We start from the raw sequence: 22,336 nt of genomic DNA on the forward strand, positions 1-22,336 counted from the left end.
AAAAAAAACATCCAAACAAAGGATTCCATATGCACGCATCTTTCATCGCATTCGTCGTCCTCGGCATCATCATCGTGGCAATCGCCGCATACCGTATCGGCGTCCACGTATCCAAGGCGGCCAAACAAGAATCCCCCGAAGCGAAAAACAAGATTTCCTTCGAAGACTGCCTGGCCAAGAACGCCAAGGCATTCAAGTACGGCTCCTTTACCGACGCCCGCGACGGCGAGACCTACCGCACCGTGAAAATCGGCAACCAGGTCTGGATGGCCGAGAACCTGCGTTTCAAGACGAACGCAAGCTTCGCTCCCGGCAACGAGGAATCCAACATCAAAAAATTCGGAAGGCTCTACACCTGGACATCCGCCCTGGACATCCCGGCGGAATTTGCAGACCAGTCCCCCGCAAAGGACCTGGCCATGTACGAGAAGATGAAAGACGCGAACTTCCAGGGCATCGCCCCGGAAGGCTGGCACATTCCGAGCAACAAGGAATGGGAAGAGCTCATGGCCAATATAGACCCCAAGTCGACCGGTTCCGAGCTCCGCAGCGCATGCGTATGGCAGAAACCCGGCAAGGATTCTCTCGGGTTCTTCGCGCTGCCCGCCGGTTACCGTTTCAACGACGGAAGCTTCCGCCATTTCGGCAGGCGCGCCCGCTTCTGGAGCAAGGACGAATACGGCACGGCCAACGCCTACCGCATGAGCATCACCGAAAACTCCATCGACATCGAAGGGGTTTACAGATCCGACGCCCTTTCCATACGCTGCGTGAAGAACGCCTAACGAGATAAGCTTCTGGCGCACTCTGGACGCAGGGATTTGTCGCTGATTTTAAGAAAGCCCGACTTTTACGACAGCTTCAGGTGCATCGCCTCGCGGTGCACCGACACATGTTGCGTGGGCTGGGAAATCGACATCGACGATGCATCGCAGAAGGCATACCACAAGGTGGCAGGGGCTTTTGGCGACAAGCTGCGCCAAAACATCGAAGACGGGCATTTCAAGCTTTTACCCCACGACCGCTGCCCGTTCTTGGACAAGCAAAACCTCTGCGAGATCTACACGCACCTGGGCGCAGGCGCCCTCTGCGAAATCTGCCGCGAGCATCCGAGGTTCGTGGAAGTCTACGGCGACATCATGGAGCGTGGACTGGGTTTATGCTGCGAAGAAGCGGCACGGCTGTTGCTCGAAGGCAAAGGCCCGCTCGCCTTCACGAGCGAGGAATGCGATGAACCCGAAGACGAGATGGACGAAGATGACAGAGAAGTCCGCGACGAGGTGATGTTCGCCCGCGAACAGATTTTCAAGGCGCTCGCCGACACATCCATCCCTTTCAAGGAAAGGCTCCACCAAGCATTCGGCTACACAGGCGACAAACCGCTCGCACCTTTCGAAAGCGCAAGCGCCATGGTAGAATTCCTAGCGCAACTGGAAAGCTACGGCGCCGACTGGGACGCGGCTCTTGCACGCATCAAGGCGAAGGTCTACGCCGCACAAGAAGCAGGACGCCTGGATAAGGATTCCACGATTCTCGAAGACCAGGGATTCTTCTCGGAAACAGAAAGCGCGAGACTACTCGCCTACCTCGTCTACCGCCATTACTCCAAGTGTCTCTTCGAAGGACGCGAGCAGGGCAAGCTCATGTTCGCCCTATTCTTCTGGAACCTAGCACGGTTCTTTACGCGCGAACTCGCGGGCAATGCGGCAGCCGACGCGCAGTCCATCAAGATTGGCGCAATCAAGATTCTTTCCAAGCAACTGGAATACGCCGAAGAAATCATGGAGATCGTCGAGATTTCGCTTGACGGATAAAGGACTAAGAAGCAGGGCGGTCTTTTTCCATCACGCACTTGCGCCACTTGCCGCTCTTCCAACGACGCCAGAAAATAATCGGCGCCGTACTGTAGACTGCAACAACAGCAATCCAGGCGTAATGGGCCGGCAGGTGATAGACGTAGGCGGCAACATACAGCGCCCCCGCCACGCACCAGTTCATGATGGCGCTAGCAAACATCACCCACAGCGTATCGCCTGCACCGCGAAGCGCTCCCGCATAGATAACAAGCAGCACCTCCACGAAGATATAGAAGGTCGCTATGCGCAGCATGAAGATGCTCATGGGGCGAGCGGCATCGAAAATCGCAATCGCCCCGGACGATGCCTCCGCCATGTCGGGCCTGAATATATCGGTCAGCACTCCCGGCAAGAATACGAAGAAAATTCCCATGACGAGGGAATACCCCCAGCCGAGTTTCAACCCGGAATAAGTTGAGCGCGATGCTGCGGCGCCGTCCCTCGCTCCCACGTAGCGCCCCACGAGGCTTGTCGATGCGACTTCGAGCCCCATCAGCGGAACGTAAGCCACCATGTCCCAGTTGAACATGACCGAGGATGCCGTCGCCGATTCCGATCCGAGAGCATGGAACATGAGAATAAGCATCTGGAACGCCGACATGTTCAGGAACATCTCGACACCCGAGGGAATCCCCTTCTGCAGAAGTTCGCGGGTAAGCGCCCCGCTAAACGCAAACGAGCGGCGCGTGCTAAAGCGGGCATTGCACGACCTGCCCCAGAATTTTGCAAACAAAATAACAGTCGATACCAGATTGCCAATCAGCGTTCCGTAAGCGGCCCCTGCAACGCCCAGTGCCGGAATAGGCCCGCAACCGAATATCAGCAAAAAATTGCAGGCCACATTCACGATCATCCCGACAAAGGCTGCCTGCATTACAATCTTGGTTTCGCCAATGCCACTAAAAAAGCAAGGGGCCACATTTCGCACAAGCGTTATGGCGCCGCCAAACATCAAGATGTTGAAGTACGTTTTCTGATATTCCAGCTGGTCGGCCGACAGATGTTCGAGTCCAAACACCCAGTGCCCAATGGGGATGGTCAAATACAAAAGCGGCACCGCGACTATCGAAACATAGAGCGCCTGCATAAAGACCTTCGCACAGTCCCCCTGACGTTTTGCGCCCAGGCGTTGCGCCACCATCGCAGTCGTGTAACTAATGGCTCCGGTAAAAAAGGTCGTAAGCGCAAGCTGCACCGCGCCCGCACCAAGCGCTGCGTTCATTTCGGCAGGTCCGAGCTTTGAGAGAAACAACCTGTCGATAAACGTCATGAAGGTATCGAACGACATCGACAGGAGCATCGGAAGCGCCACAACAAGCACATCCTTCACATCACCGTTTTTCTTGAACTTCGGCGGCCTATAGAACTTGTTCAGTATCGCATCGACCATAAACGCGCGTAAATATAAAAAAAGACAGGGCCTTGCAGCCCTGCCCTCCGTTTTTTTGAGGTGTATAAAAAAACGGTTTTGGGGGATGCGTCAAATATAACAAATAAAGTTTGTTTTCAATGACTAACCCCGTTTTTTCGCAAAATAACTTATTACGAATTGCTTACAGCAACATTTATGGGATTTTTCGGCAAAAACAGGCACCACGGACATCCGGTCCATCCAACGGAAAATTCGTTTTTGCTACATTTGGCCTACTATGTTTTCACAATTGACCGACTCTCTAGAATCTACCCTCAAGAACCTGCGCGGGCAGGGCAAGCTCACCGAAGAAAACGTTGCCGAATCGCTGCGCGAAGTGCGCCGCGCCTTCCTCGAAGCCGACGTGAACTTCAACGTGACCCGCGACTTCGTGAAGGCCGTCAAGGAAAAGGCCCTCGGGAGCGAGGTGCTCAACTCCGTGACCCCCGGTCAGCAGATTGTGAAAATCATCCACGACGAGCTCGTTGCCGTCATGGGTGGCGAAACCAAGGAAATCAACCTCTCCGGCCCCGCTCCGGTGGGCATCATGATGGCGGGCCTCCAGGGTTCCGGCAAGACGACCTTCGCAGGCAAGATTGCCCTCTGGATGCGCAGCAAGAAGAAGAGGAAACCGCTCCTCGTGGCAGCTGACGTGTACCGCCCGGCAGCCATCAAGCAATTGCAGGTGCTCGGCAAGTCTATCGGCATCCCGGTCTACGAAGAAGGCCAGGGCGACCCGGTGGAAATCATCAAGCACGGCTACCAGTACGCAAAGGACAACGGCTTCGACCTCGTGATTTACGATACCGCAGGCCGCCTGCAGATTGACGAAGAGCTGATGCAGGAACTCGAGAAGGCGAAGGAAGCCGTCCACCCCGACGAAATCCTATTCGTGGCCGACGCGATGATCGGCCAGGAAGCGGTGAACGTCGCCGAAACCTTCTGGCAGCGTCTATCGTTTACGGGCGTGTGCCTCTCGAAGATGGACGGCGACACCCGCGGCGGTGCGGCCCTCAGCATCAAGAAGATGACGGGCGTGCCCATATGCTTTATCGGCGTGGGCGAAAAGCTCCCCGATATCGAGTTGTTCCACCCCGACCGCATGGCGAGCCGCATTCTCGGCATGGGCGACGTAGTGAGCCTCGTGGAAAAGGCACAGCAGGTCATTGACGAAAAGGATGCGAAGGACCTCAAGAAGAAGATTCTCAACAACACGTTCGACCTGAACGACTTCCTGAACCAGCTCCGCACCATCAAGAAGCTCGGCCGCATCAAGGATATCCTCGGGCTCATCCCGGGTTTGAACAAACTACCGCTCGACCAGATTGACGAGAAGCAGTTAGTTTATGTGGAAGCCATCCTCAGCTCCATGACCCCGAAGGAAAGGAAGAAGCCGCAGATTCTGGACGGAAGCCGCAAGAACCGCATCGCGAAGGGTTCGGGCACCGAGATTTCGCGCGTGAACGCCGTGCTCAAGCAATACGACGACATGAAGGAAATGTTCAAGAAGGTGGGCGACATGGCCCGCAAGCAGAACAACGGCGGCCAGATTGGGTCTAACTATACGCCGCCTAAGGTCAAAAAGAAGAGAAAATAACGACTAGGGAGGGGTTCTCCCTCGTAGGCAATTTCGGCGTTTTAGCGTAAATAATTACAAAATGACCTAATTTTACACTATATGAAAAAATTTTTCGTATAGTGTTTTCTTTTTTGTAAGAAAAATGGTAGATTGTAGACAGCAATATTTTCAAAAAACGAAAAAACAACAAAAAAAGGAAAATAAATGGCATCTACCTCCTATTCCGCTAACGCGCTCGTCACGGCCCTCAAGAAACCCCGTGACAAATTCACCAAGGAAGATATCAAGAAGTACATCTTCGACAACGGCATCCGCCACCTGAACTTCATGTATGCAGGCGGAGACGGCCGTCTCAAGACCCTCAACTTCGTCATCAACGATGCCGACTACCTGGACGAAATCCTCAGCTGCGGCGAACGCGTGGACGGCTCCTCGCTGTTCAGCTACATCGAGGCCTCTTCTTCCGACCTCTACGTGGTGCCGAAATTCTCCTCCGCATTCATGGACCCGTTTGCGGAACTCCCGACCCTCTGCCTGCTCTGCTCCTTCTTCAACAAGGACGGACAGCCGCTGGAATCTTCCCCGGAATACACGCTCCACAAGGCATGCGAAGCCTTCAAGAAGGAGACCGGCATGGAATTCCAGGCCATGGGCGAACTGGAATACTACGTGATTGCCGACGACATGGGCGAATTCCCGGCAGTGGACCAGAAGGGCTACCACGAATCCGCACCGTTCGCGAAGTTCAACGAGTTCCGCCAGCAGTGCATGCTCTACATTGCACAGGCGGGCGGCCAGATCAAGTACGGCCACAGCGAAGTGGGCAATTTCACGCAAGACGGCAAGCTCTACGAGCAGAACGAAATCGAGTTCCTCCCCTGCGCCGCCGAAGATGCCGCCAACCAGCTCACCATCGCCAAGTGGATTATCCGTAACCTCGGCGCACAGCTCGGCCTCGACGTGACGTTTGCCCCGAAGATTACCGTTGGCAAGGCGGGTTCGGGCCTTCACATCCACATGCGCATCATGAAGGACGGCAACAACCAGATGCTCAAGAACGGCGTCATCAGCGAAACCGCCCGCCGCGCCATCGCCGGCATGATGAAACTCGCCCCGTCCATCACCGCGTTCGGCAACCAGAACCCGACATCTTACCTGCGCCTGGTGCCCCACCAGGAAGCCCCGACCAACGTGTGCTGGGGCGACCGCAACCGTTCCGTGCTCGTGCGCGTACCGCTCGGCTGGGCATCGAAGACCGACCTCTGCAAAATCGCGAACCCGAACGAGAAGGGCACGAGCTACGACACGCACCAGAAGCAGACCGTGGAAATGCGTTCCCCGGATGCATCCGCCAACGTGTACCTGCTCATGGCCGGCCTCTGCGTCGCCTGCCGCTACGGCCTCTCCCTCAAGGACGGCCTGAAGGTGGCCGAACAGACCTACGTGAACGTGAACATCCACAAGAAGGAAAACGCGAAGCTGTTGAGCAAGCTCGACACTCTGCCGGACAGCTGCTGGGCATCTGCCGACTGCCTTGCCAAGCAGAGGAAGGTGTACGAGGAATTCGGCGTGTTCAGCCCCGCCATGATCGACGGCATCATGGCCCAGCTCAAGGCCTTCAAGGACAAGACGCTCCGCGCCCAGGTCACGAAGTCCAAGACCGCCATGCAGAAGCTCGTGAAGACGTACTTCTACTGCGGCTAATACATCGCGCGCAATTTCAAAACAGGGTTCCGGTTTTTACCGGGACCCTTTCTTTATTCGATTTCCACCTTGATATCCACGCCAGGGAACACGGGTTTCGGCGCGTTCACGACAGGCGAAAGGATTCGGCGCACCGCCGAGAGGTCGTTCGACTTCAGGTACAGTTTTACCCAGCGAACGTTCTGCACCACGGGGATAAACGCATCCACCGGGCCCATGACCATCAGGCTCTTTTCGGCGCGGCAAAGCGCTTCCACGCGGGCGACAGCATCGCGCAGGGCGCCCTCGTCACGGCTCCCGAAGGAGACCTCCACCATTTTGCAGAACGGCGGATAGAATGCATCCTTGCGGTCGCGGGTTTCCATCTCGGCAAAGCCCGCAAAATCGTGGTGGAGCGCGAAGTTCATCACCGGCTCGTTCGGGTTCTGCGTCTGGATTAGCACGCGGCCCGTACCCCCGGCACGGCCCGCTCGCCCCGCCGTCTGGCTCAGCAACTGGAACAGCCTCTCCGTACTGCGGAAATCGGGCATCCCGAAACCGCTGTCGGCACCCACGACGCCCACGAGCTTCACGCCCGGAAAATCGTGGCCCTTCGCGACCATCTGCGTGCCGAGCAGGATGTTGTATTCGCCCTTCCGGAACGATTCCAGAATCTTCTCGACCGAGCCCACGTTCTGCGTGGTATCGCGGTCCATGCGCACAATCTTTGCATCCGGCACCCACTCCAGGATTTCTTCCTCGAGCTTTTCGATGGCACCGCCCACGAACTCGTATGTTTCGGCCCCGCAGGCACGGCACGGCGTGTTCACCGGGTAAAGCAGCCCGCAGTAGTGGCACAGCAGGGAATTGTACTGCCTGTGGTAAACGAGCGGCACATGGCAGTTTTTGCAGTAGAGCGTCTCGCCGCATTCCCCGCAAATGCGGACCTTGGAATACCCGCGACGGTTCATGAGCACAATCGCCTGGTCGCCATCCGCAACGCACTTCACGAGGGCGTCGCGCAAATCGGGCGACATGAGGATTCCCTTCTGCTGGCGGACCTTCCCCATATCGACGATGCTCACCTCGGGCAGGCTCGCCGACGTCGCGCGCTTCTGCAACTTGAGGTATTTTAATTTATCTGTACTTGCGTTATGGAAGGTCTCGATGCAGGGGGTCGCACTCCCGAGTACCACGAGCGCCCCGTACTTGTAGGCCAGGTGGAACGCGAGTTCGCGGGTATGGTAGCGCGGGGCGGGGTCCTGCTGCTTGAACGAGGAATCGTGTTCCTCGTCGAGAATCACGACATCGAAATCGAACGGAGCAAGTATCGCGCTCCGGGTCCCGAGAACCACACGCGCGCTCCCTTCCAGAATCGAGACGAAGGATTCGCGCCGCTTCGGGGCGGAGAGCGCCGAGTGCAGCACGTGCACGGGCACCTGCAAAAAGTCATCGAACCGGCCCGCCGTCTGCGGGGTGAGCCCGATTTCGGGAACGAGAATCAAGACCTTCTTGCCACGGCACAACGCCTCGTAGGCAAGTTCCTGGTACACGCGCGTCTTGCCGGAACCGGTCACGCCATGCAAGAGCGAGCCCCGGAAGCCCGTACCCGAAAGGTCGGACACGAGCGAGTCGAGCGCCACCTGCTGTTCGTCGGTAAGCGGAGGCACGTCGGGGCGCGCGGGCATCTGGGCAGTCGCACCTTCCTCGCCAGAACGTTCCGCCTCCCGCGCCGCAAGCGCATCGAGATACTTCCCGAAATCGGCAGGCCAAAAGACATCCAGCGCCTTCATCGGTGTGCATATATAATAACGTGCCACCCACTCGAGCGATTCCATGTACCGTTCGCTAAAAACGTAGCCCGACGCATGCGGGTAGGCGCACCGCACGTTGAACGCGGGCCTTTCCGCATGCACCTTCGCGACAACCGCAAGCGATGGCGCCTTGCGTGTGGCAAACTGCACCCAGACCACGCTCCCCCGCCGGATTTCAGGGCCAGCGAACAGCCCGGAGGGCACCCCGTAGGTATAGACGGAGGGCGCCTGCGGGATATAGACCTCGCAGAACCGCTCCAGGGTTTCCGGGGCGCATTTGACCCGAATTTGCTCGGGCGCTTCCGTTTTGGGTATGCGTTTTGCCATTTTACCCCCAAAGATAGGTAAAGACAGCCCTATTTCAGCCCCCTTTATTGCCAAAAATTCGCCATTTTCTTAAACGTTCTCTTATCTTTTTATTTAGATTATGATATACGAACCTTAACCGGTTCGTCCACCTATTGGAGATTTTTATGAGCTTATTGGACGCATTTAAACCGAAATGGCAGAATTCCAACCCCGAAAAGCGCATGGAGGCCGTCACCGAGATGGATCCGCGCGAACAGAGCACCCTGGAACGAATCGCCCTTTCCGATGATGATAGTAGCGTAAGGACCGCAGCCGTAAAGAAGTTGACGATTATCCCGTCACTCGCTGCAATTTCGAAGAAGGACAGCGAGGCCGGCATCCGCCGCCTGGCCGAAACCCGCTACTTCGAAGAGGTCGCCAAGAAGCTCAAGGTTTTCCGCGAACCCGCAAACGAAGATGTCCTCCGTTTCATCGACGAACTGAAAGACACGCGCTACGCCGACGAACTCGCCAAGTCCCTGCCCAGTTCCGAGCTCCGCCTCGAACTCATCAAGAAGACGGGCAAGGTGAACGTGCTCGTCCTCGCCGCAAACAGGGACGCCAAGGAAGACATCGCGAAGGCTGCCGTCGAACGCATCGAGTCTGAAGCTTCGCTCACCGACATCTCCAAGAATTCCAAGCATTCCTCCGTCCGTAAAATTGCCGCCGAGAAGCTCCGCGTCAAGAGGGAAACCGAAGACGGCGGCCGCAAGGCTGCGGCTCTCCTTGCCGGCAAGAGGAACGCGCTCGTCCAGCAGGCCCACCATTTCGCCGCCCAGAAGGATCCGCTCGCCGTCAAGCCGCAGTTCGACGCCCTGATGCAAGAAGCTAGGACCTTGGGCATGGGTCCGGACCAGGCGACCCTCGACGAAATCTACGCAAGCTTCATCAAGTTCGTGAACGAGGCCGACGCAGCACGCATCGCCGCCGAAAATGCCGAAGCCGAAAAGGCCGAAAAGCGCACGCACCTCACCCAGACGCTCGAAGAAGTCGAAAGCATCCTCGATAGCGAGAACGCCGCCGAAAAGGCAGACCGCATCGCCGAAATCATCGACGAATGGAACGCACAGAAATCCATCATGGATGCCGCAAGCGTGAAGCGTTTCAACCTCGCGCTCGTTCGCAGCCAGGAACTCAAGAAGCAGGATCAGCCTGCCGAAGGCGAAAACCCTGCAGCGGCGACGGACGAGACCCAGACACGCACCCAGCTGCTCGACATGCTCCGCGCCCTCGCCGACACCGACGCAAACGAAACCACTTCCAAGCACCTCCACGGAATCGTCCGCGACTGGGAGAAGCTCCCGCTGCTCGAAGGCGAAGACCCAATCCTGCAGACCTACAATTCGCTGCGCAACAAGCTCAAGGAAAAGATTTCCGCATTCGAGGATTCCGCACAAAAGACATTCGAAGAAAATTCCGCCAAGCTCCGCGCCCTCATAGACCGCGTCAAGTCGTTCGACGAGAACGATGACTTCAAGGTCATCAGCCAGAAGCTCCGCGAAGCCTTCCAGGAATGGAAGACGATTGTCGGCGAGCAGAAGTTCAAGTACCACGACCTGTGGCTCGAATACAAGTCCGCCACCGAACGCTTCCAGGAAATGCGCCAGTGGGAATCCTGGCACAACGAGAAAGACCGTGCAGCCGTCCTCGAAGAGATGGAAATGCTCGCGAAGGAGCCCGGCAGCCAAGATGTCCTCGACAAGTTGCGCGAATACAGCAACAAGTGGAAGAATATCGGCCCCGTCTCCGCCGCGAAGTTTACCGAATTCCGCGACAAGTTCCAAGCCCTGTTCGAACAGATTAAGCAGAACTGCGCCCCCTTCATCGAAGAGCGCATGGCCGAACGCGTCAAGAACCTCGCCGACAAGGAAGCCCTCTGCCAGAAGGTAGACGAACTTGTCGCAAACACCGAGATGTTCTGGAAAGACAAGTACAAGGCCATGCAGGAGATCCAGGAATCCTGGAAGAACATCGGCATGGTACCCAAGGAAAACCTGAACGCCCTCATGGAGCGCTTCAAGGCATCGACCGGAGCATTCTTCGCCCAGTACAAGGAAAGCCTCAAGCAGGAAGACCAGAACCGCGAAGCGAACCTCGAAAAGAAGCTCAAGCTTTGCGAACAGGCCGAAGCGCTGCAGGAATCTTCCGACTGGAACGCAACTTCGAATAAGTTAAAGCAACTGCAGGACATGTGGAAGGCGACAGGGCCCGTGCCCAAGAGCAAGTCCGAAGAAGTCTGGACACGCTTCCGCAAGGCATGCGACTCCTTCTTCGAAAAGAAGCGCGCCCACTTCGAGACGCTCGACGCATCCAAGCAGGAAAACCTCACCAAGAAAACGGCCCTTTGCGACAAGCTCGACACCATCGACGTAAGCAACATTACGCCCGAAGTCGTAGAACAGGTCAAGGCCATCGACGAGGAATGGAAATCCATCGGCATGATTCCGAAGGAATCCATCGAGAGCGTGAACGAACGTTTCAACACCAAGATGAACCAGTTCATCTCGGCCCAGGCAGCTACCGACGAGGCCCTCAGCAAGCAGCTCGCCAAGATCAAGGCTCAGAAGCAGGAGATGATCGAGAAGGTGAAGCAGTTTGCCGAAAGCGCTGGCAGCAACCAGCTGGCCGACGCCGTGCGCGACCTCCAGAAGGACTGGCGCACCATCGGTTCCTGCGGCATCGAGGATACGGAACTCTACAAGGCGTTCCGCGAAGCCTGCGACGACTTCTTCACCCGCCGCCGCGACCAGCTCGACATCCAGGAGCAGGCACGTCAGAACAACCTCCAGAAGAAAGTGCTGCTCTGCGAACAGGCAGAAGCCCTCCTCGAAGGCCTGAGCGACGCGACCGTCGGCGAGGCCATGAACAAGGTCAAGCACCTGCGCCGCCTGTGGAAGGACGTGGGAGCAGTGCCGCGCGAGCAGAGCGACAAGGTCTGGAAACGCTTCAACGGGGCCTGCGACAAGGTATTCGCGTTTGGCCGCAAGGACGAACCCGCAGCACCGAGCAATCCGGCATAAAGCGCGGTAAGCAACGAAACAGGATTTAGGGATGGCAAACTTGCCATCCTTTTTTTATTTTTGTGCCATAATGAAGTTCCCCCCTTGGACAAGCGTTTCAGAAGCCGCCAGGCTCCTCAAGGAAGGCGAAGTGGTCGCCATCCCGACAGAGACCGTCTATGGGCTTGCGGGGAACGCATACAATCCCGAAGCGCTCGCGAAGATTTTCGCCGCGAAGGAACGGCCCACGTTCGACCCGCTTATCGTGCATATTGCCGACATCGCGGAACTGGAGAACGTCGCCCGCGACATTCCCGAAAGCGCATACCGACTGGCAGAAGCCTTCTGGCCCGGGCCGATGACCATCATCCTCCCCAAAAAGGACTGCATTCCCGACCTGTGCACAAGCGGGCTCCCTTCGGTGGCGGTAAGGTTCCCGAGCCATCCCGTAGCGCAGGCGATTATCAAGGAATCGGGACTCCCGCTTGCGGCCCCGAGCGCAAACCTGTTCAAGCACGTGAGCCCAACAACCGCAGAGCACGTGGCCGCACAGCTTGCAGACCGCATCGCGGGAATCGTCGATGGCGGGCCGTGCTCCGTAGGGGTCGAAAGTGCCATCATCTCGCTTGCCGGGGATGTGCCAACAGTGCTCCGCCCGGGGGCGATTACGCCCGAGATGTTCAAGTCGGTGCTCGGCGAAGTCGCCGTCAAGGAATCCACAAGCAAGCCCGGGCAGGCCATGCAGGCGCCGGGCCAGTGCGATACGCATTACCGCCCGCAGGTGCCTCTCTATTTCGGAGAAGTGCCCGCAGGTTACAAACTGCCGGAGCATACCGCACGCATCGCGTTCGGTAACCAGGCCGGAGCAATCCCCGCCACAGTGAACTTGTCTGCAACGGGTGATATGACCGAGGCGACCGCAAGGCTATACGCCTACATGCACGACCTGGATACGCCCGATTACGACTTGATTCTCGTGGACCCGATCCCGAATACCGGAGTCGGCATGGCGCTGAACGATCGCCTCAAGCGCGCCAGCATCAAGACATTGCCGTAAAAAAAACGGCCAAAACGAAACATTTTCGCGTTTTGATCGTTTTTATAGGTAGGCGAGTCCGCAACGGCAGGGGCTTGCGTTTACGGAGATGGTTTAGTTATATTATTTGAAAGCACAGGAGCATGGCATGACGACGAAGGAAGATTACGAATGCTGGGCCGCCGGAAAGATCATTGCTGCTGAGGCTAAAGGTGAAGCTCATGGCGAATCCAAAGGTCATGCAGATGCTATTGGCATCCTGAAAGACATGGGGTTTCCCGCAGAACAGATTGCCGAGGTTCAAGCAAGGCTTGACGCTAAAGCAACGAAATAGCCGCCTTACATCGGGAACAGCCTGTAGTGTTCTCGCGTATAAGTGCTCGTGTAGGCGTTGAAGTGCCACCATTCGTGTTTCAGCATCACCCAGCCGGCGGCCTTCATGATACGGCGCAACTTGTTCCTGTTGTCAACCTGTTCCTGCGTCAGACGCCCGCTCTTGAGCGCATCCGCCTCGCCTACCGCACCCGCACAGCGCTCGAACGAATCGAAATCCGTCCCCATGTCGAGCAACGCACCCGAGCTATCGGTAATGCTTAGGTCCAGCGCGAGGCCGTAGTTGTGCAGGCCGCCCCTCACCGCCGACGAGACGAAGTTGGTGTACGGAGTCCCCTGCACAGTCTTCTTGAGTGCCGCCTGCGCATAAATGGGGCGCGCCGCATCGAAAATCACGAGCTTCGAACCGGGCATCTCCTTTTCCATGATGGCGAAGGTCTTCTTGAGTTTTGCGTAGGCATCCCTGTGGACAAAGGCCCTCTGCTCGCCGCAATACAAATCATGCCCCGTTACGTTGTTGAAAGTTCCGTAGCGCAAGTCCATGACAAGCAGGGGTTCATTGGTTATTTCCACGAGGTCCTTGTTAGACGATGCGTAATCGATCCACTTATGGACCTCCGCACAAAAGCGCTTCGGTTCCTTCGGCTTCGGCGGTTCGAACCTGGCATCCGTCTCATGCGCCATCGCCGACGCGGCAAGGAGCGACAGACAAAAAAGCAGGGCCTTCATCATATTCCAAGCAGCACTTCCACACCGAACTGGAAGTACAGTCCCATACCCTTCGCCATGAACGGTTCGAGCCTGTAGCCATTTTCCGAATTCTTGTCGCCGTCCTTCGTGACCCAGGAACGTTCGCGGGCGTTCTCGGAACCCAGGAACTTGAGCGCATCCACGTCGAGGTTCCCGAACAAATTATCCAGTTCCAGGTAGAATCTGGATTTGCGGAACCAACCCTTGTCGCGGACAATATCGAGATTCACGCGCACATCCGTACGAAAGAAATCGGTAAATTCCTCCAGGTCACGGAGCCTGCGCGTCCCGAGTATCTGGTTTTCCTGATCCGAGGGCTTGATATCGTAAAAATAGAGCGGACGGTGCAACGCCGCATGGTGCGTGAGGATAATCGAGAACAGCGAATCCTTGCGCGGGTAGTAGCGGAAATGCGAAACGATATCGAATCTCGAATTCGCTTCCCACGGGAGCGAACCGGGACCTTCGAGTTCGTATTCGCCATAGACGGAACTCACGTTCGTTGACATCGAGAAATGGTGCGAAGTCTTCCAATCCACCTTCGCATTCGCACCGAGCACCCAGGCGAATTCCACGGGAGTAATGTCCCTGTACTGCGCATAGGCCTTGGGCAGGGGCAGCACCGGGTCGAAGTAGTAGCGGCCAAAGCCGCTCGCCTGCGCAATCAGGTACTTGGAATTGTAGCCAAGTCCCACCTTCGCCGAAGCGCCCGTTTCAAGCCTTCCCGTCAGGTTTCCGTCATCGTAGAGGTATTTCCAGTCACTGCGGTAGGCCGCGCTGCTGAACAGGCGCCAATACGTGGAATCCTTTTCGCTCAGGTTCTTCTCGAAATCGAGCGAGACCGTCGGGCGCGCATTGTGGTCAATAGCGTCGGCCACCGCACCGAGCGAAAAGATTGTCTGCGAATAATCCGACTTCCAGTCAAAGCGGCTCACGCCCGAAAGCACACCCGTCGTATAGTCGTCTTCCTGCTTGCCTCCAAAGTCCAGGTAACTGCGGTCGACAAAATGCTGCTCATAGAGCAGGGCACCGCTCACCTTGGAACCGAGCAGTTTCGCCTTGAATTCCTTGTCCGCACCGGCGCTAATGACCGTATGCGTCATCTCGTAGGCGTCGATAAAGGCAGCCATCTCCCTCGACGAGACGGAGTTGCGGAATCCGGTCGTATCCTGCAGGGTGTCGCCCACGTTTTCGCGCACGAATCCCGCATGCAGGCTTGTCCCGAACTTGGAATTGTATTCCGCTCCGATGACCAGGTAATCCTGGTTCCCCTTGATGATGTCGACTTCGTTCACCTGATCGTACGCAGTAGTCGTGTCCTGGCTGATGGAGTATTCGTCGGTACTGTACAGGGCCCGGAGCGCCCAGGTGTTGCCCATTGAATCGGAGCCGTTAAGTTGTGCATAGAAATCCATCGCCGAAAGATCGAAGGGGTCGGAGGATTTCACGCGACAATCATCCACGCAGTCGCCATCGCGCTTCCTGAATTCGGTGAAGAACTTTTCGCCCAGGTTCTTGAGCATCTCGCCATCGAGCCTGCGGAACGCGAAACGGAAGCTGTCCCAGAAAAGGAACGGGGAATCGAACTGGATTTCCTGCACCGTGAGGCCCGCAGCCCCCTTGAGTCCCCACTCGCCCTTCGTCTGCTCGGGAATATACTGCACCGAAGTTGCAAGACCCTGGCCGATCGGACCGCTGCCGTAGTGGTCATGAATCTCGATGCCGCTCAGTATGTGCGGGTTCACCACCGAAAGGTTGCCGGGGAACCCGACATCGAGGTGGCGCATGTTCGGGATGCGGAGCCGCCCCAGGTGGTAGGCCACGTCGCCCGCGCGGGAGCCGTCGTAGTAGAGCGCGCTGCTGAAATCCTTCTGCCCGGAAATTCCCGGCATCTGCCCCAGGTGTTCCGTCAAGTCAAAGCGCATGCCCGCCGCATCTTCGAGCTTATCGACCGACACCTTGCGTTGCGGTTCCCACTTCTCCGGTTCGCCGCCACCCACAATCGTACTCGAACCGAGGTCGCGGAGGTCGGTCGAGAGCGTCACGACCATGTCGAGCAGGTCCGCAAAATCCTGCAGGTCCACATACACGCTGTCGTAGCCTTCCTTCTGGAAAACAAGCGACGCGTTCTTCGAATCCACGGTAAATTCGAAACGTCCATTCGAGGATGTCTTGCCGAGTTTTTTGCCGGAGCGGTAGGTAATCTGAACTCCGTCAAGCGGCAGGTCCGAACCCATTTCGAGGACCACGCCCACGACAGGCGTAGGGGTCGCCGCAAACAGGTTCGCCGCCAGGAACAGGGCTATAAGGAGCAGGGATCGAAATCTCATGGATACTAAATTAGAATTTTATGCCGCCGCAGTCCACCAAATTTTATATTTCTCTGCGTATGCTCGATATTTTTCTAGTGCAGATGGAAATCGCGCCGAACGACAAGGCCAGGAATTTCGAAAAGGTCGAAACGCTCACCCGCGAAATCCGCAAACGAACCGAGGATTCCGTTCCCGGGCTCATCGTGCTGCCCGAAATGTTCGCCACAGGCTACCTTCCCTTGCACCCCGAGAGGGCCGCCGAAGACTTTTCCGACGAATCAAGCGGAGAAACGGCAAGTTTTTTGAACAAACTCGCAAGCCAGACAGGGTGCGCCGTCATGGGCGCAGGGATATCGCGCAAAGGCCCTTCGCTCGCGAACCACGCAAGCGTCTACCTGTCCGGAAACCCGCACGAATACGCAAGCTACGACAAGCGGAAGCCCTTCTTCATGGAGCAGGAAAAATTCACCGCCGGGCAGGACATTAGTTTGTTTAAAATACAGGAATGGAACATAGCGCCGACCATCTGTTTCGACCTACGATTCCCGGAGCTCTACCGCGATGCGGTCAAGGCGGGAGCGAACCTCCTGACCGTGCAGGCCGCCTGGCCTGCCGAAAGAATCCTGCACTGGGATACGCTATTGCAGGCGCGCGCCATCGAGAACCAGGCCTATGTCGTCGCCGTCAACTGCGTCACCGCCGATAGCAAATACAATGGGCATTCACGCATTATCGACCCGTTCGGAAACATTGTCGCGAAGGCCGATTCCAATACGGAATGTATCGTGTCCGCACGCATCGAAATCGAACCGCTCCTCCGCTACCGCGAGAGTTTTCCCGTCCTGAAAAGCATCTGACGCGTGACATAAATCACAGCGCGATTTTAGGCTGGAATAATACACTTTGGAGCACCAGTTTCGTAACTCCTTATTTATCAACAGATTATATTTTTCTTGCAAAAGGGGAGTGTGTGATAGACTTTACACATTGTTTCTTACCAAAAAAAATGACATGCTTTTGCCACAAAAATATTCTATTTTCTGGATGTAAAACAAAAACACCCAGAGGTTCCTATGACATCACCAGACATGAACAAGCTGAACTACGCTAGGGCCCTCATCAAAGCCGGACTTGCCCGCGATTTGATTCTGAAAATTACGCTGATTTCCAGCTACCAGTACATGCAAATCCAACGCGAAGTCCTCGCTGCATAACGCCCGCGCCGAATGCAACTCGTTCTGACTATTCCCGCGCAGCCCGCCACTCAGATGAAAGAGAGGCAGGCTGCGCTTCTTGCATGTTATAGGGACGGCACGCTCCTGCTCGACGCCCGCGATTACGAGAAGCCCGCCAGGTTCTACCTCACCCCGAAAGATGTTTTCCCCTGGGAACAGTTCCTCGCAAAGATGCTCTGTGCCTGGCAACTCGGCGACTACAGTGATGTGCCGCCGCAATTCAAGCCGCAAAAACGGATTCCGCAGTTCGTGGTGGACGGGTTTCCCGCCGAACCGCTCGAAAACAAGCTCAAGATTCTCGCGACACTCCGCACGCAGGGATATTTCCCTGCACTGACAGCCCGGAAATAGTTCTATTGCTATTTTTCAAAGCATGGATAGCATGCAAGATATCGCAAGCAAGCGCTGGTTCATGGGAAAGGGACGCAAGATCGATTCCATCGAGACCGTGGACCGCGTCGCCATCGGGGAAACGTTTCTTTCCATCGTCCGCGTGAACTTTGCCGCAAGCGAAAACTGCGAGTCCGACCTCTACGCCGTCATTGAAGACGAGACCCGCACTACAGACTTTTTCTATGACGTGTTTTCGTGCGAGAAGGCAAGATACGGCACGCAATCCGGCGAGTTTATGTTCATGCAGACAGAGCATTTCCCCGTAGATGTTTCCCTGCACGAACTTTTCAATATAGCCCCGCTCGATGCCGAGCAGAGCAATTCCGCATTCGCATCCAAGCATTTTTTCTTCAAGCTGTACCGCAGGCTTTTACCGGGCATTCACCCCGAAGTCGAAATCATGGAACAACTCGACCGCAAACGCTCCGGCGTGAGCCCACAGCTCTACGGCACATGCTACTACGCAGATGCCACGGGGAAACGCTACACCCTCGGGATTCTCGAGGAACGTGCAACCGGCATGCAGGATGCGTGGGCGTATTTCAACGGCGTGATGGACGCGCCGTGCGCCGAGGCACTCGGGATAGCGACTGCGAAGATGCACCGCGCCCTCAGGGGACTCCCGGGCACGCCTGCGCAGAATCCCGAAATACCATTTGACAAATTGGAACATCTTTTGAACTGCGCAACGGGCAGTGAAATGCGCGAACTCGCCGAAAAGGTGAAAGCGACTTTGCCGAAACTCAAGCGCATGGCGAAAGATGCGTTCGGAGCGCCAACCGGCAGCGAGTTGTTCGCACCGCAGCGCATCCACGGGGATTACCACCTGGGGCAGGTGCTGGTTGCCGCCGCAGATTTCAAGATTCTCGATTTTGAAGGCGAACCCTCCCGCACGCTCGAATACCGCAGGGCACTCCGCTCCCCACTTGTTGATGTCGCAGGCATGTTGCGCAGTTTCCAGTACGCGGAAGCAACATCCGGGTTCGACTGCACCGCATGCGAACGCGCGTTTCTTGAAGGCTACGCACAAGCCGCGCACGTAGATGCAGGCAACGCGCAAATCGACCTCGACACCCTCGAGCGTGCAGCCACCCCGTATATCCTAGCAAAGGCCGTTTACGAAGCCTGCTACGAACTCGAGTTCAGGCCCGGATGGTTCCACATCCCGGCCCGCGCGCTCATTAAACTCGCCTGCTAGACCGCAGCCGCCGCAAATTTCTATATTTGCATTCGCTATGACAGTCGAAGAAATGGAAAAGCGCCTCCGCGACGAGGCCTCGGAACTAGCCGCCAACGAACCGCTCTCGAAGCTCATGCTCGAAGAGCAAGTGTTGAACCGCAAGAACTTTGCCGACATGCTATCCGTCACTCTCGCCTGTCAGCTGGCCGGCGAAGTCATCGACCGCGCGGAACTCGAGAAGATGTTCAACGCGCTGTACATCAAGTACCCCGAACTGCTCGTTTCCGCCTGCAAGGACCTAAACGCGACCGTGATGCGCGACCCCGCCTGCACCAGCTACCTCGAGCCGCTCCTGCTGTTCAAGGGTTTCCAGGGTCTGCAAGCCTACCGCGTGGCGCACGCCCTCTGGACGGAAAACCGCCCCTTCCCCGCCAAGATGCTCCAGAACATCATCAGCCGCAAGTTCGGCATGGACATCCACCCGGCCGCAAAAATCGGGCACGGGCTCCTGATCGACCACGCGACAAACATCGTCATCGGCGAAACTGCCGTCGTCGGGAACAACGTGAGCTTCTTGCACGGCGTGACGCTCGGCGGCACCGGCAACGAAGTCGGCGACCGTCACCCGAAAATCGGGAACGGCGTGATGCTCGGCGCACACGCCCAGCTGCTCGGCAACATCCACATCGGCGACTGCGCGAAGATTGGCGCGGGCGCGGTTGTGCTCTGCGACGTTCCGCCGCACACGACATACGCAGGCGTCCCCGCCGTCGAAGTCGGCCACCCGACCGACGACATGCCCAGCTTCAACATGCAACAAGACTTCACGCGCGACTGCGACTAAACTAGACGAAAGTACGCTGCGTCGCAATGCGGCTCGCTACAGACGAAAGACGAAAGGAGGCGCAGGACATGAAAAAAACGGACAAGATCAAGTTCATCGGCGAAAAGCTGGACGAACTCTTCCCGAACCCGCCGATTCCGCTGGACTACTCAAACGCCTACACGATGCTTGTCGCCGTCGTATTGAGCGCGCAATGCACCGACATCCGCGTGAACCAGGTAACGAAGGTGTTGTTCAAGAAAGCGAAAACGCCCGCCGCCATGGTCAAGCTCGGCATCGACGCGATTGCAGAAATCATCAAGCCGTGCGGATTCTTCAACACGAAAAGCAAGAACATTTACAACCTGTCGAAAACGCTCGTCGAGAAACACGGCGGTGAAGTCCCCCGCACATTCGAAGAACTCGAATCACTCCCCGGCGTAGGCCACAAGACGGCAAGCGTCGTGATGAGCCACATCTTCAAGATTCCCGCCTTCCCCGTCGATACGCACATCCACCGCCTAGCCAAGCGCTGGGGACTATCGGACGGCAGTAGCGTGGAACAGACCGAGGCCGACCTCAAGAAGATTTTCCCGAAGGAAGAATGGGAAAAACGCCACCTGCAGATTATCTACTTCGGGCGCACGTACTGCAAGGCTATGGGTCACAAGCCCGAAAACTGCCCCATCTGCAAAATCGTAGGCAGCAAATAATTCTATTGAAAGAAACAAAGATGCCCGGTCAAGCCGGGCATGACAAGTCCTAGTATCTGCAAACTGTTAGCGCTCGCCCTTGAGCAGTTCCTCGAAGAAGACGATCGTCTTCTCGAGACCCTGGCGCAGCGGGATTGTCGGTTCCCAACCGAGTGCGGACTTGGCGAGGTCGATATTCGGGCGGCGCATCTTCGGGTCGTCACCCGGAAGCGGCTTGTACACAATCTTGCTCTTGGAGCCGGTGAGGTCAAGCACTTCCTTCGCAAGTTCAAGCATTGTAAATTCGCCAGGGTTCCCGATGTTCACGGGTCCAATAATCTTGTCCTGGTTCATCATGCGCACAAAACCTTCGATGAGGTCGTCCACATAACAGAAACTGCGGGTCTGGCTGCCGTCGCCGTAAATCGTGAGATCTTCGCCCTTGAGCGCCTGCACAATGAAGTTCGACACCACGCGTCCATCGTTCATAAGCATGCGCGGGCCATACGTATTGAAAATACGCACGATGCGGATGTCCACATTATTTTGCCTGTGGTAATCCATAAAGAGCGTTTCAGCAACGCGCTTGCCTTCGTCGTAGCAGCTGCGGATACCGATGGGGTTCACGTTGCCCCAGTAGTCTTCGGTCTGCGGGTGCACCGCCGGGTCGCCGTAGACTTCGCTAGTGCTCGCCTGCAAAATACGCGCCTTCACGCGCTTCGCCATGCCAAGCATATTGATAGCGCCCATCACGCTCGTCTTGATGGTCTTTACCGGGTTGAACTGGTAATGAATGGGGCTCGCGGGGCACGCGAGATTAAAGATGCGGTCCACTTCCAGCAAAATCGGTTCCGTCACGTCATGGCGAATGAGCTCGAAGTTCCGGTTATCGCGCAGGTGAGCGACGTTCACCATACGGCCCGTAAAGTAGTTGTCAAGGCAAATCACCTCATGACCGTCGTTCAGCAGACGTTCACACAAGTGACTACCCAGGAATCCTGCACCACCGGTAACTAAGCAACGCATAGGGACCTCTCTTTAAAATTACTCGTCGGAGTCTCGCTCCAGTTCTGCGGCAGAATTGCCATGGAGCGCCACCAGGCGCACACCGTTCAGGGTCAGGTACGGGTCGTAGGTATCGATAACCTTGCTGTGCCCCATCACCATGCGGCCCCAGCCACCCGTCGCAAACACGGGAACCTTCTTCTTGCCCATTTCGTCCTTGATCTTTGCCACCAAGGTTTCAAGTTCCGCCATAAAACCGTACAGAAGGCCCGCACGAATGGCATCATCGGTATTGTTCGCAATCACGTGTTCCGGCCATTCAATGCTCACCGGCAACAGGCGTGCCGCCTTCTCGGTCAAAACGTCGAGGCTTGCGCTAATGCCCGGAATAATTATACCGCCAGCGAAGCCGCCGTCCTTCATCACGTCAAATGTCGTTGCCGTGCCCATATCCACCACGATGGCATCCTTGTAGCCACGGTCACGAAGCGCAATAATATTACACAAGCGGTCGGCACCGAGCGACGCCGGGTTCGGGTAGGCAATCGGGCAACCGAGGCAGTTCTTGGAACTTACCACCTGCACCGGGCGCTTGAGGAGCGTCTGCAGGGCCTTGATCCAGGGGCGCTCATGCGCGGGCACCACCGTCGAGAGGCCCACATGCGTAATCTCCGTCGGCTTGATTTTCGAAAAGCGCACAAGTCCGCCAATGCGGTTCATCACCTCGTCGCTCGTCGTTTCCTTGCGGGTCGTGAGCCTCCAGTGGTCCACCACCTTGTCGCCCTTGAAAATACCCAAAACCGTGTGGGAGTTGCCCACATCCACGACGAAGCTAAAAGTTTCGCGATTTGACTTCCGTACAGTTTTATCCAAATTCTTTTTCATGC

19 protein-coding genes are annotated in these 22,336 nt (G+C 56.6%); 13 read left to right on the plus strand and 6 right to left on the minus strand.

Annotated features, from left to right (window positions below):
• Positions 1-29: 29 nt before the first annotated feature.
• Positions 30-785, plus strand: coding sequence for a fibrobacter succinogenes major paralogous domain-containing protein (locus B2310_RS11900; protein ID WP_290731907.1), 756 nt, complete (start codon positions 30-32; stop codon positions 783-785).
• Positions 786-821: 36 nt separating this feature from the next.
• Positions 822-1,814, plus strand: coding sequence for a flagellin lysine-N-methylase (fliB, locus tag B2310_RS11905; RefSeq protein ID WP_290731910.1), 993 nt, complete (start codon positions 822-824; stop codon positions 1,812-1,814).
• A 4-nt stretch (positions 1,815-1,818) separates the two neighbouring features.
• On the opposite strand, the gene B2310_RS11910 is transcribed toward fliB, so the two are convergent.
• Positions 1,819-3,246 carry an MATE family efflux transporter gene (locus tag B2310_RS11910; protein ID WP_290723372.1) on the minus strand — a complete coding sequence of 476 codons (1,428 nt, stop codon included), beginning with the start codon at positions 3,244-3,246 and terminating at the stop codon, positions 1,819-1,821.
• Between the two features lie 259 nt (positions 3,247-3,505).
• On the opposite strand from B2310_RS11910, the gene ffh reads away from it, so the two are divergent.
• Positions 3,506-4,864 (plus strand): signal recognition particle protein, encoded by a 1,359-nt coding sequence (ffh, locus tag B2310_RS11915; RefSeq protein WP_072809714.1) that lies wholly within the window; start codon positions 3,506-3,508, stop codon positions 4,862-4,864.
• A gap of 186 nt (positions 4,865-5,050) precedes the next feature.
• A complete protein-coding gene (locus tag B2310_RS11920; RefSeq protein WP_290731915.1) occupies positions 5,051-6,550 on the plus strand; it encodes a glutamine synthetase family protein in 1,500 nt (499 codons plus the stop codon).
• 53 nt (positions 6,551-6,603) lie between these two features.
• Here B2310_RS11920 and priA read toward each other — a convergent pair whose 3' ends face one another.
• Positions 6,604-8,670, minus strand: a complete 2,067-nt coding sequence (gene priA, locus B2310_RS11925; RefSeq protein WP_290731918.1) for a replication restart helicase PriA — start codon at positions 8,668-8,670, stop codon at positions 6,604-6,606.
• A 146-nt stretch (positions 8,671-8,816) separates the two neighbouring features.
• Between priA and B2310_RS11930 the strand changes: the two genes are divergently transcribed.
• The 3 genes from B2310_RS11930 to B2310_RS11940 all read left to right on the plus strand — a co-directional run bounded on the left by B2310_RS11930 (position 8,817) and on the right by B2310_RS11940 (position 13,060).
• Positions 8,817-11,711: a DUF349 domain-containing protein gene (locus tag B2310_RS11930; RefSeq protein ID WP_290731921.1), complete on the plus strand. Its 2,895-nt coding sequence runs from the start codon at positions 8,817-8,819 to the stop codon at positions 11,709-11,711.
• Between the two features lie 70 nt (positions 11,712-11,781).
• A complete protein-coding gene (locus tag B2310_RS11935; RefSeq protein ID WP_290731924.1) occupies positions 11,782-12,747 on the plus strand; it encodes an L-threonylcarbamoyladenylate synthase in 966 nt (321 codons plus the stop codon).
• Between the two features lie 127 nt (positions 12,748-12,874).
• The gene (locus B2310_RS11940; RefSeq protein WP_290731927.1) at positions 12,875-13,060 is read left to right on the plus strand and encodes a hypothetical protein; all 186 of its coding nucleotides are present in this window, start codon (positions 12,875-12,877) and stop codon (positions 13,058-13,060) included.
• Between the two features lie 5 nt (positions 13,061-13,065).
• Here the strand turns inward: B2310_RS11940 and B2310_RS11945 are convergent, their stop codons facing one another.
• Both B2310_RS11945 and B2310_RS11950 read right to left on the minus strand, forming a co-directional pair.
• The gene (locus B2310_RS11945; protein WP_290731930.1) at positions 13,066-13,791 is read right to left on the minus strand and encodes a M15 family metallopeptidase; all 726 of its coding nucleotides are present in this window, start codon (positions 13,789-13,791) and stop codon (positions 13,066-13,068) included.
• Positions 13,788-16,139: a hypothetical protein gene (locus B2310_RS11950; RefSeq protein WP_290731933.1), complete on the minus strand. Its 2,352-nt coding sequence runs from the start codon at positions 16,137-16,139 to the stop codon at positions 13,788-13,790. Before B2310_RS11950 ends, B2310_RS11945 begins: the two co-directional genes overlap by 4 nt.
• 59 nt (positions 16,140-16,198) lie before the next feature.
• Between B2310_RS11950 and B2310_RS11955 the strand changes: the two genes are divergently transcribed.
• The 6 genes from B2310_RS11955 to nth all read left to right on the plus strand — a co-directional run bounded on the left by B2310_RS11955 (position 16,199) and on the right by nth (position 20,465).
• Positions 16,199-16,978, plus strand: a complete 780-nt coding sequence (locus tag B2310_RS11955; protein WP_290731936.1) for a nitrilase-related carbon-nitrogen hydrolase — start codon at positions 16,199-16,201, stop codon at positions 16,976-16,978.
• Positions 16,979-17,194: 216 nt separating this feature from the next.
• A complete protein-coding gene (locus B2310_RS11960) occupies positions 17,195-17,335 on the plus strand; it encodes a hypothetical protein (protein ID WP_173365295.1) in 141 nt (46 codons plus the stop codon).
• A gap of 12 nt (positions 17,336-17,347) precedes the next feature.
• Positions 17,348-17,707, plus strand: coding sequence for a hypothetical protein (locus tag B2310_RS11965; protein ID WP_173365315.1), 360 nt, complete (start codon positions 17,348-17,350; stop codon positions 17,705-17,707).
• 22 nt (positions 17,708-17,729) lie between these two features.
• A complete protein-coding gene (locus B2310_RS11970; RefSeq protein WP_290731939.1) occupies positions 17,730-18,947 on the plus strand; it encodes a phosphotransferase in 1,218 nt (405 codons plus the stop codon).
• A 37-nt stretch (positions 18,948-18,984) separates the two neighbouring features.
• Positions 18,985-19,773 carry a serine O-acetyltransferase gene (gene cysE, locus B2310_RS11975; protein ID WP_290731942.1) on the plus strand — a complete coding sequence of 263 codons (789 nt, stop codon included), beginning with the start codon at positions 18,985-18,987 and terminating at the stop codon, positions 19,771-19,773.
• 68 nt (positions 19,774-19,841) lie between these two features.
• Entirely contained in the window at positions 19,842-20,465 is a 624-nt protein-coding gene (nth, locus tag B2310_RS11980) for an endonuclease III (protein WP_173382269.1), read from the plus strand.
• 66 nt (positions 20,466-20,531) lie between these two features.
• Here the strand turns inward: nth and B2310_RS11985 are convergent, their stop codons facing one another.
• Entirely contained in the window at positions 20,532-21,470 is a 939-nt protein-coding gene (locus tag B2310_RS11985) for a UDP-glucuronic acid decarboxylase family protein (protein WP_290731945.1), read from the minus strand.
• A gap of 18 nt (positions 21,471-21,488) precedes the next feature.
• Positions 21,489-22,334, minus strand: a complete 846-nt coding sequence (locus B2310_RS11990) for a type III pantothenate kinase (protein ID WP_290731948.1) — start codon at positions 22,332-22,334, stop codon at positions 21,489-21,491.
• Between the last annotated feature and the right edge of the window lie 2 nt (positions 22,335-22,336).

Source organism: Fibrobacter sp. UBA3629, from assembly GCF_002374005.1.
Lineage (GTDB): Bacteria > Fibrobacterota > Fibrobacteria > Fibrobacterales > Fibrobacteraceae > Fibrobacter.

Excerpts from the sequence above, each read along its gene's own strand:
- B2310_RS11910 (WP_290723372.1), bottom strand. The coding sequence starts at position 3,246 with ATGGTCGATGCGATACTGAACAAGTTCTATAGGCCGCCGAAGTTCAAG.
- B2310_RS11945 (WP_290731930.1), bottom strand. The coding sequence starts at position 13,791 with ATGATGAAGGCCCTGCTTTTTTGTCTGTCGCTCCTTGCCGCGTCGGCG.
- ffh (WP_072809714.1), top strand. The coding sequence starts at position 3,506 with ATGTTTTCACAATTGACCGACTCTCTAGAATCTACCCTCAAGAACCTG.
- B2310_RS11950 (WP_290731933.1), bottom strand. The coding sequence starts at position 16,139 with ATGAGATTTCGATCCCTGCTCCTTATAGCCCTGTTCCTGGCGGCGAAC.
- B2310_RS11985 (WP_290731945.1), bottom strand. The coding sequence starts at position 21,470 with ATGCGTTGCTTAGTTACCGGTGGTGCAGGATTCCTGGGTAGTCACTTG.
- priA (WP_290731918.1), bottom strand. The coding sequence starts at position 8,670 with ATGGCAAAACGCATACCCAAAACGGAAGCGCCCGAGCAAATTCGGGTC.
- B2310_RS11990 (WP_290731948.1), bottom strand. The coding sequence starts at position 22,334 with ATGAAAAAGAATTTGGATAAAACTGTACGGAAGTCAAATCGCGAAACT.
- B2310_RS11920 (WP_290731915.1), top strand. The coding sequence starts at position 5,051 with ATGGCATCTACCTCCTATTCCGCTAACGCGCTCGTCACGGCCCTCAAG.
- nth (WP_173382269.1), top strand. The coding sequence starts at position 19,842 with ATGAAAAAAACGGACAAGATCAAGTTCATCGGCGAAAAGCTGGACGAA.
- B2310_RS11940 (WP_290731927.1), top strand. The coding sequence starts at position 12,875 with ATGACGACGAAGGAAGATTACGAATGCTGGGCCGCCGGAAAGATCATT.
- cysE (WP_290731942.1), top strand. The coding sequence starts at position 18,985 with ATGACAGTCGAAGAAATGGAAAAGCGCCTCCGCGACGAGGCCTCGGAA.
- B2310_RS11965 (WP_173365315.1), top strand. The coding sequence starts at position 17,348 with ATGCAACTCGTTCTGACTATTCCCGCGCAGCCCGCCACTCAGATGAAA.
- B2310_RS11900 (WP_290731907.1), top strand. The coding sequence starts at position 30 with ATGCACGCATCTTTCATCGCATTCGTCGTCCTCGGCATCATCATCGTG.
- B2310_RS11970 (WP_290731939.1), top strand. The coding sequence starts at position 17,730 with ATGGATAGCATGCAAGATATCGCAAGCAAGCGCTGGTTCATGGGAAAG.
- B2310_RS11930 (WP_290731921.1), top strand. The coding sequence starts at position 8,817 with ATGAGCTTATTGGACGCATTTAAACCGAAATGGCAGAATTCCAACCCC.
- B2310_RS11960 (WP_173365295.1), top strand. The coding sequence starts at position 17,195 with ATGACATCACCAGACATGAACAAGCTGAACTACGCTAGGGCCCTCATC.
- B2310_RS11935 (WP_290731924.1), top strand. The coding sequence starts at position 11,782 with ATGAAGTTCCCCCCTTGGACAAGCGTTTCAGAAGCCGCCAGGCTCCTC.
- B2310_RS11955 (WP_290731936.1), top strand. The coding sequence starts at position 16,199 with ATGCTCGATATTTTTCTAGTGCAGATGGAAATCGCGCCGAACGACAAG.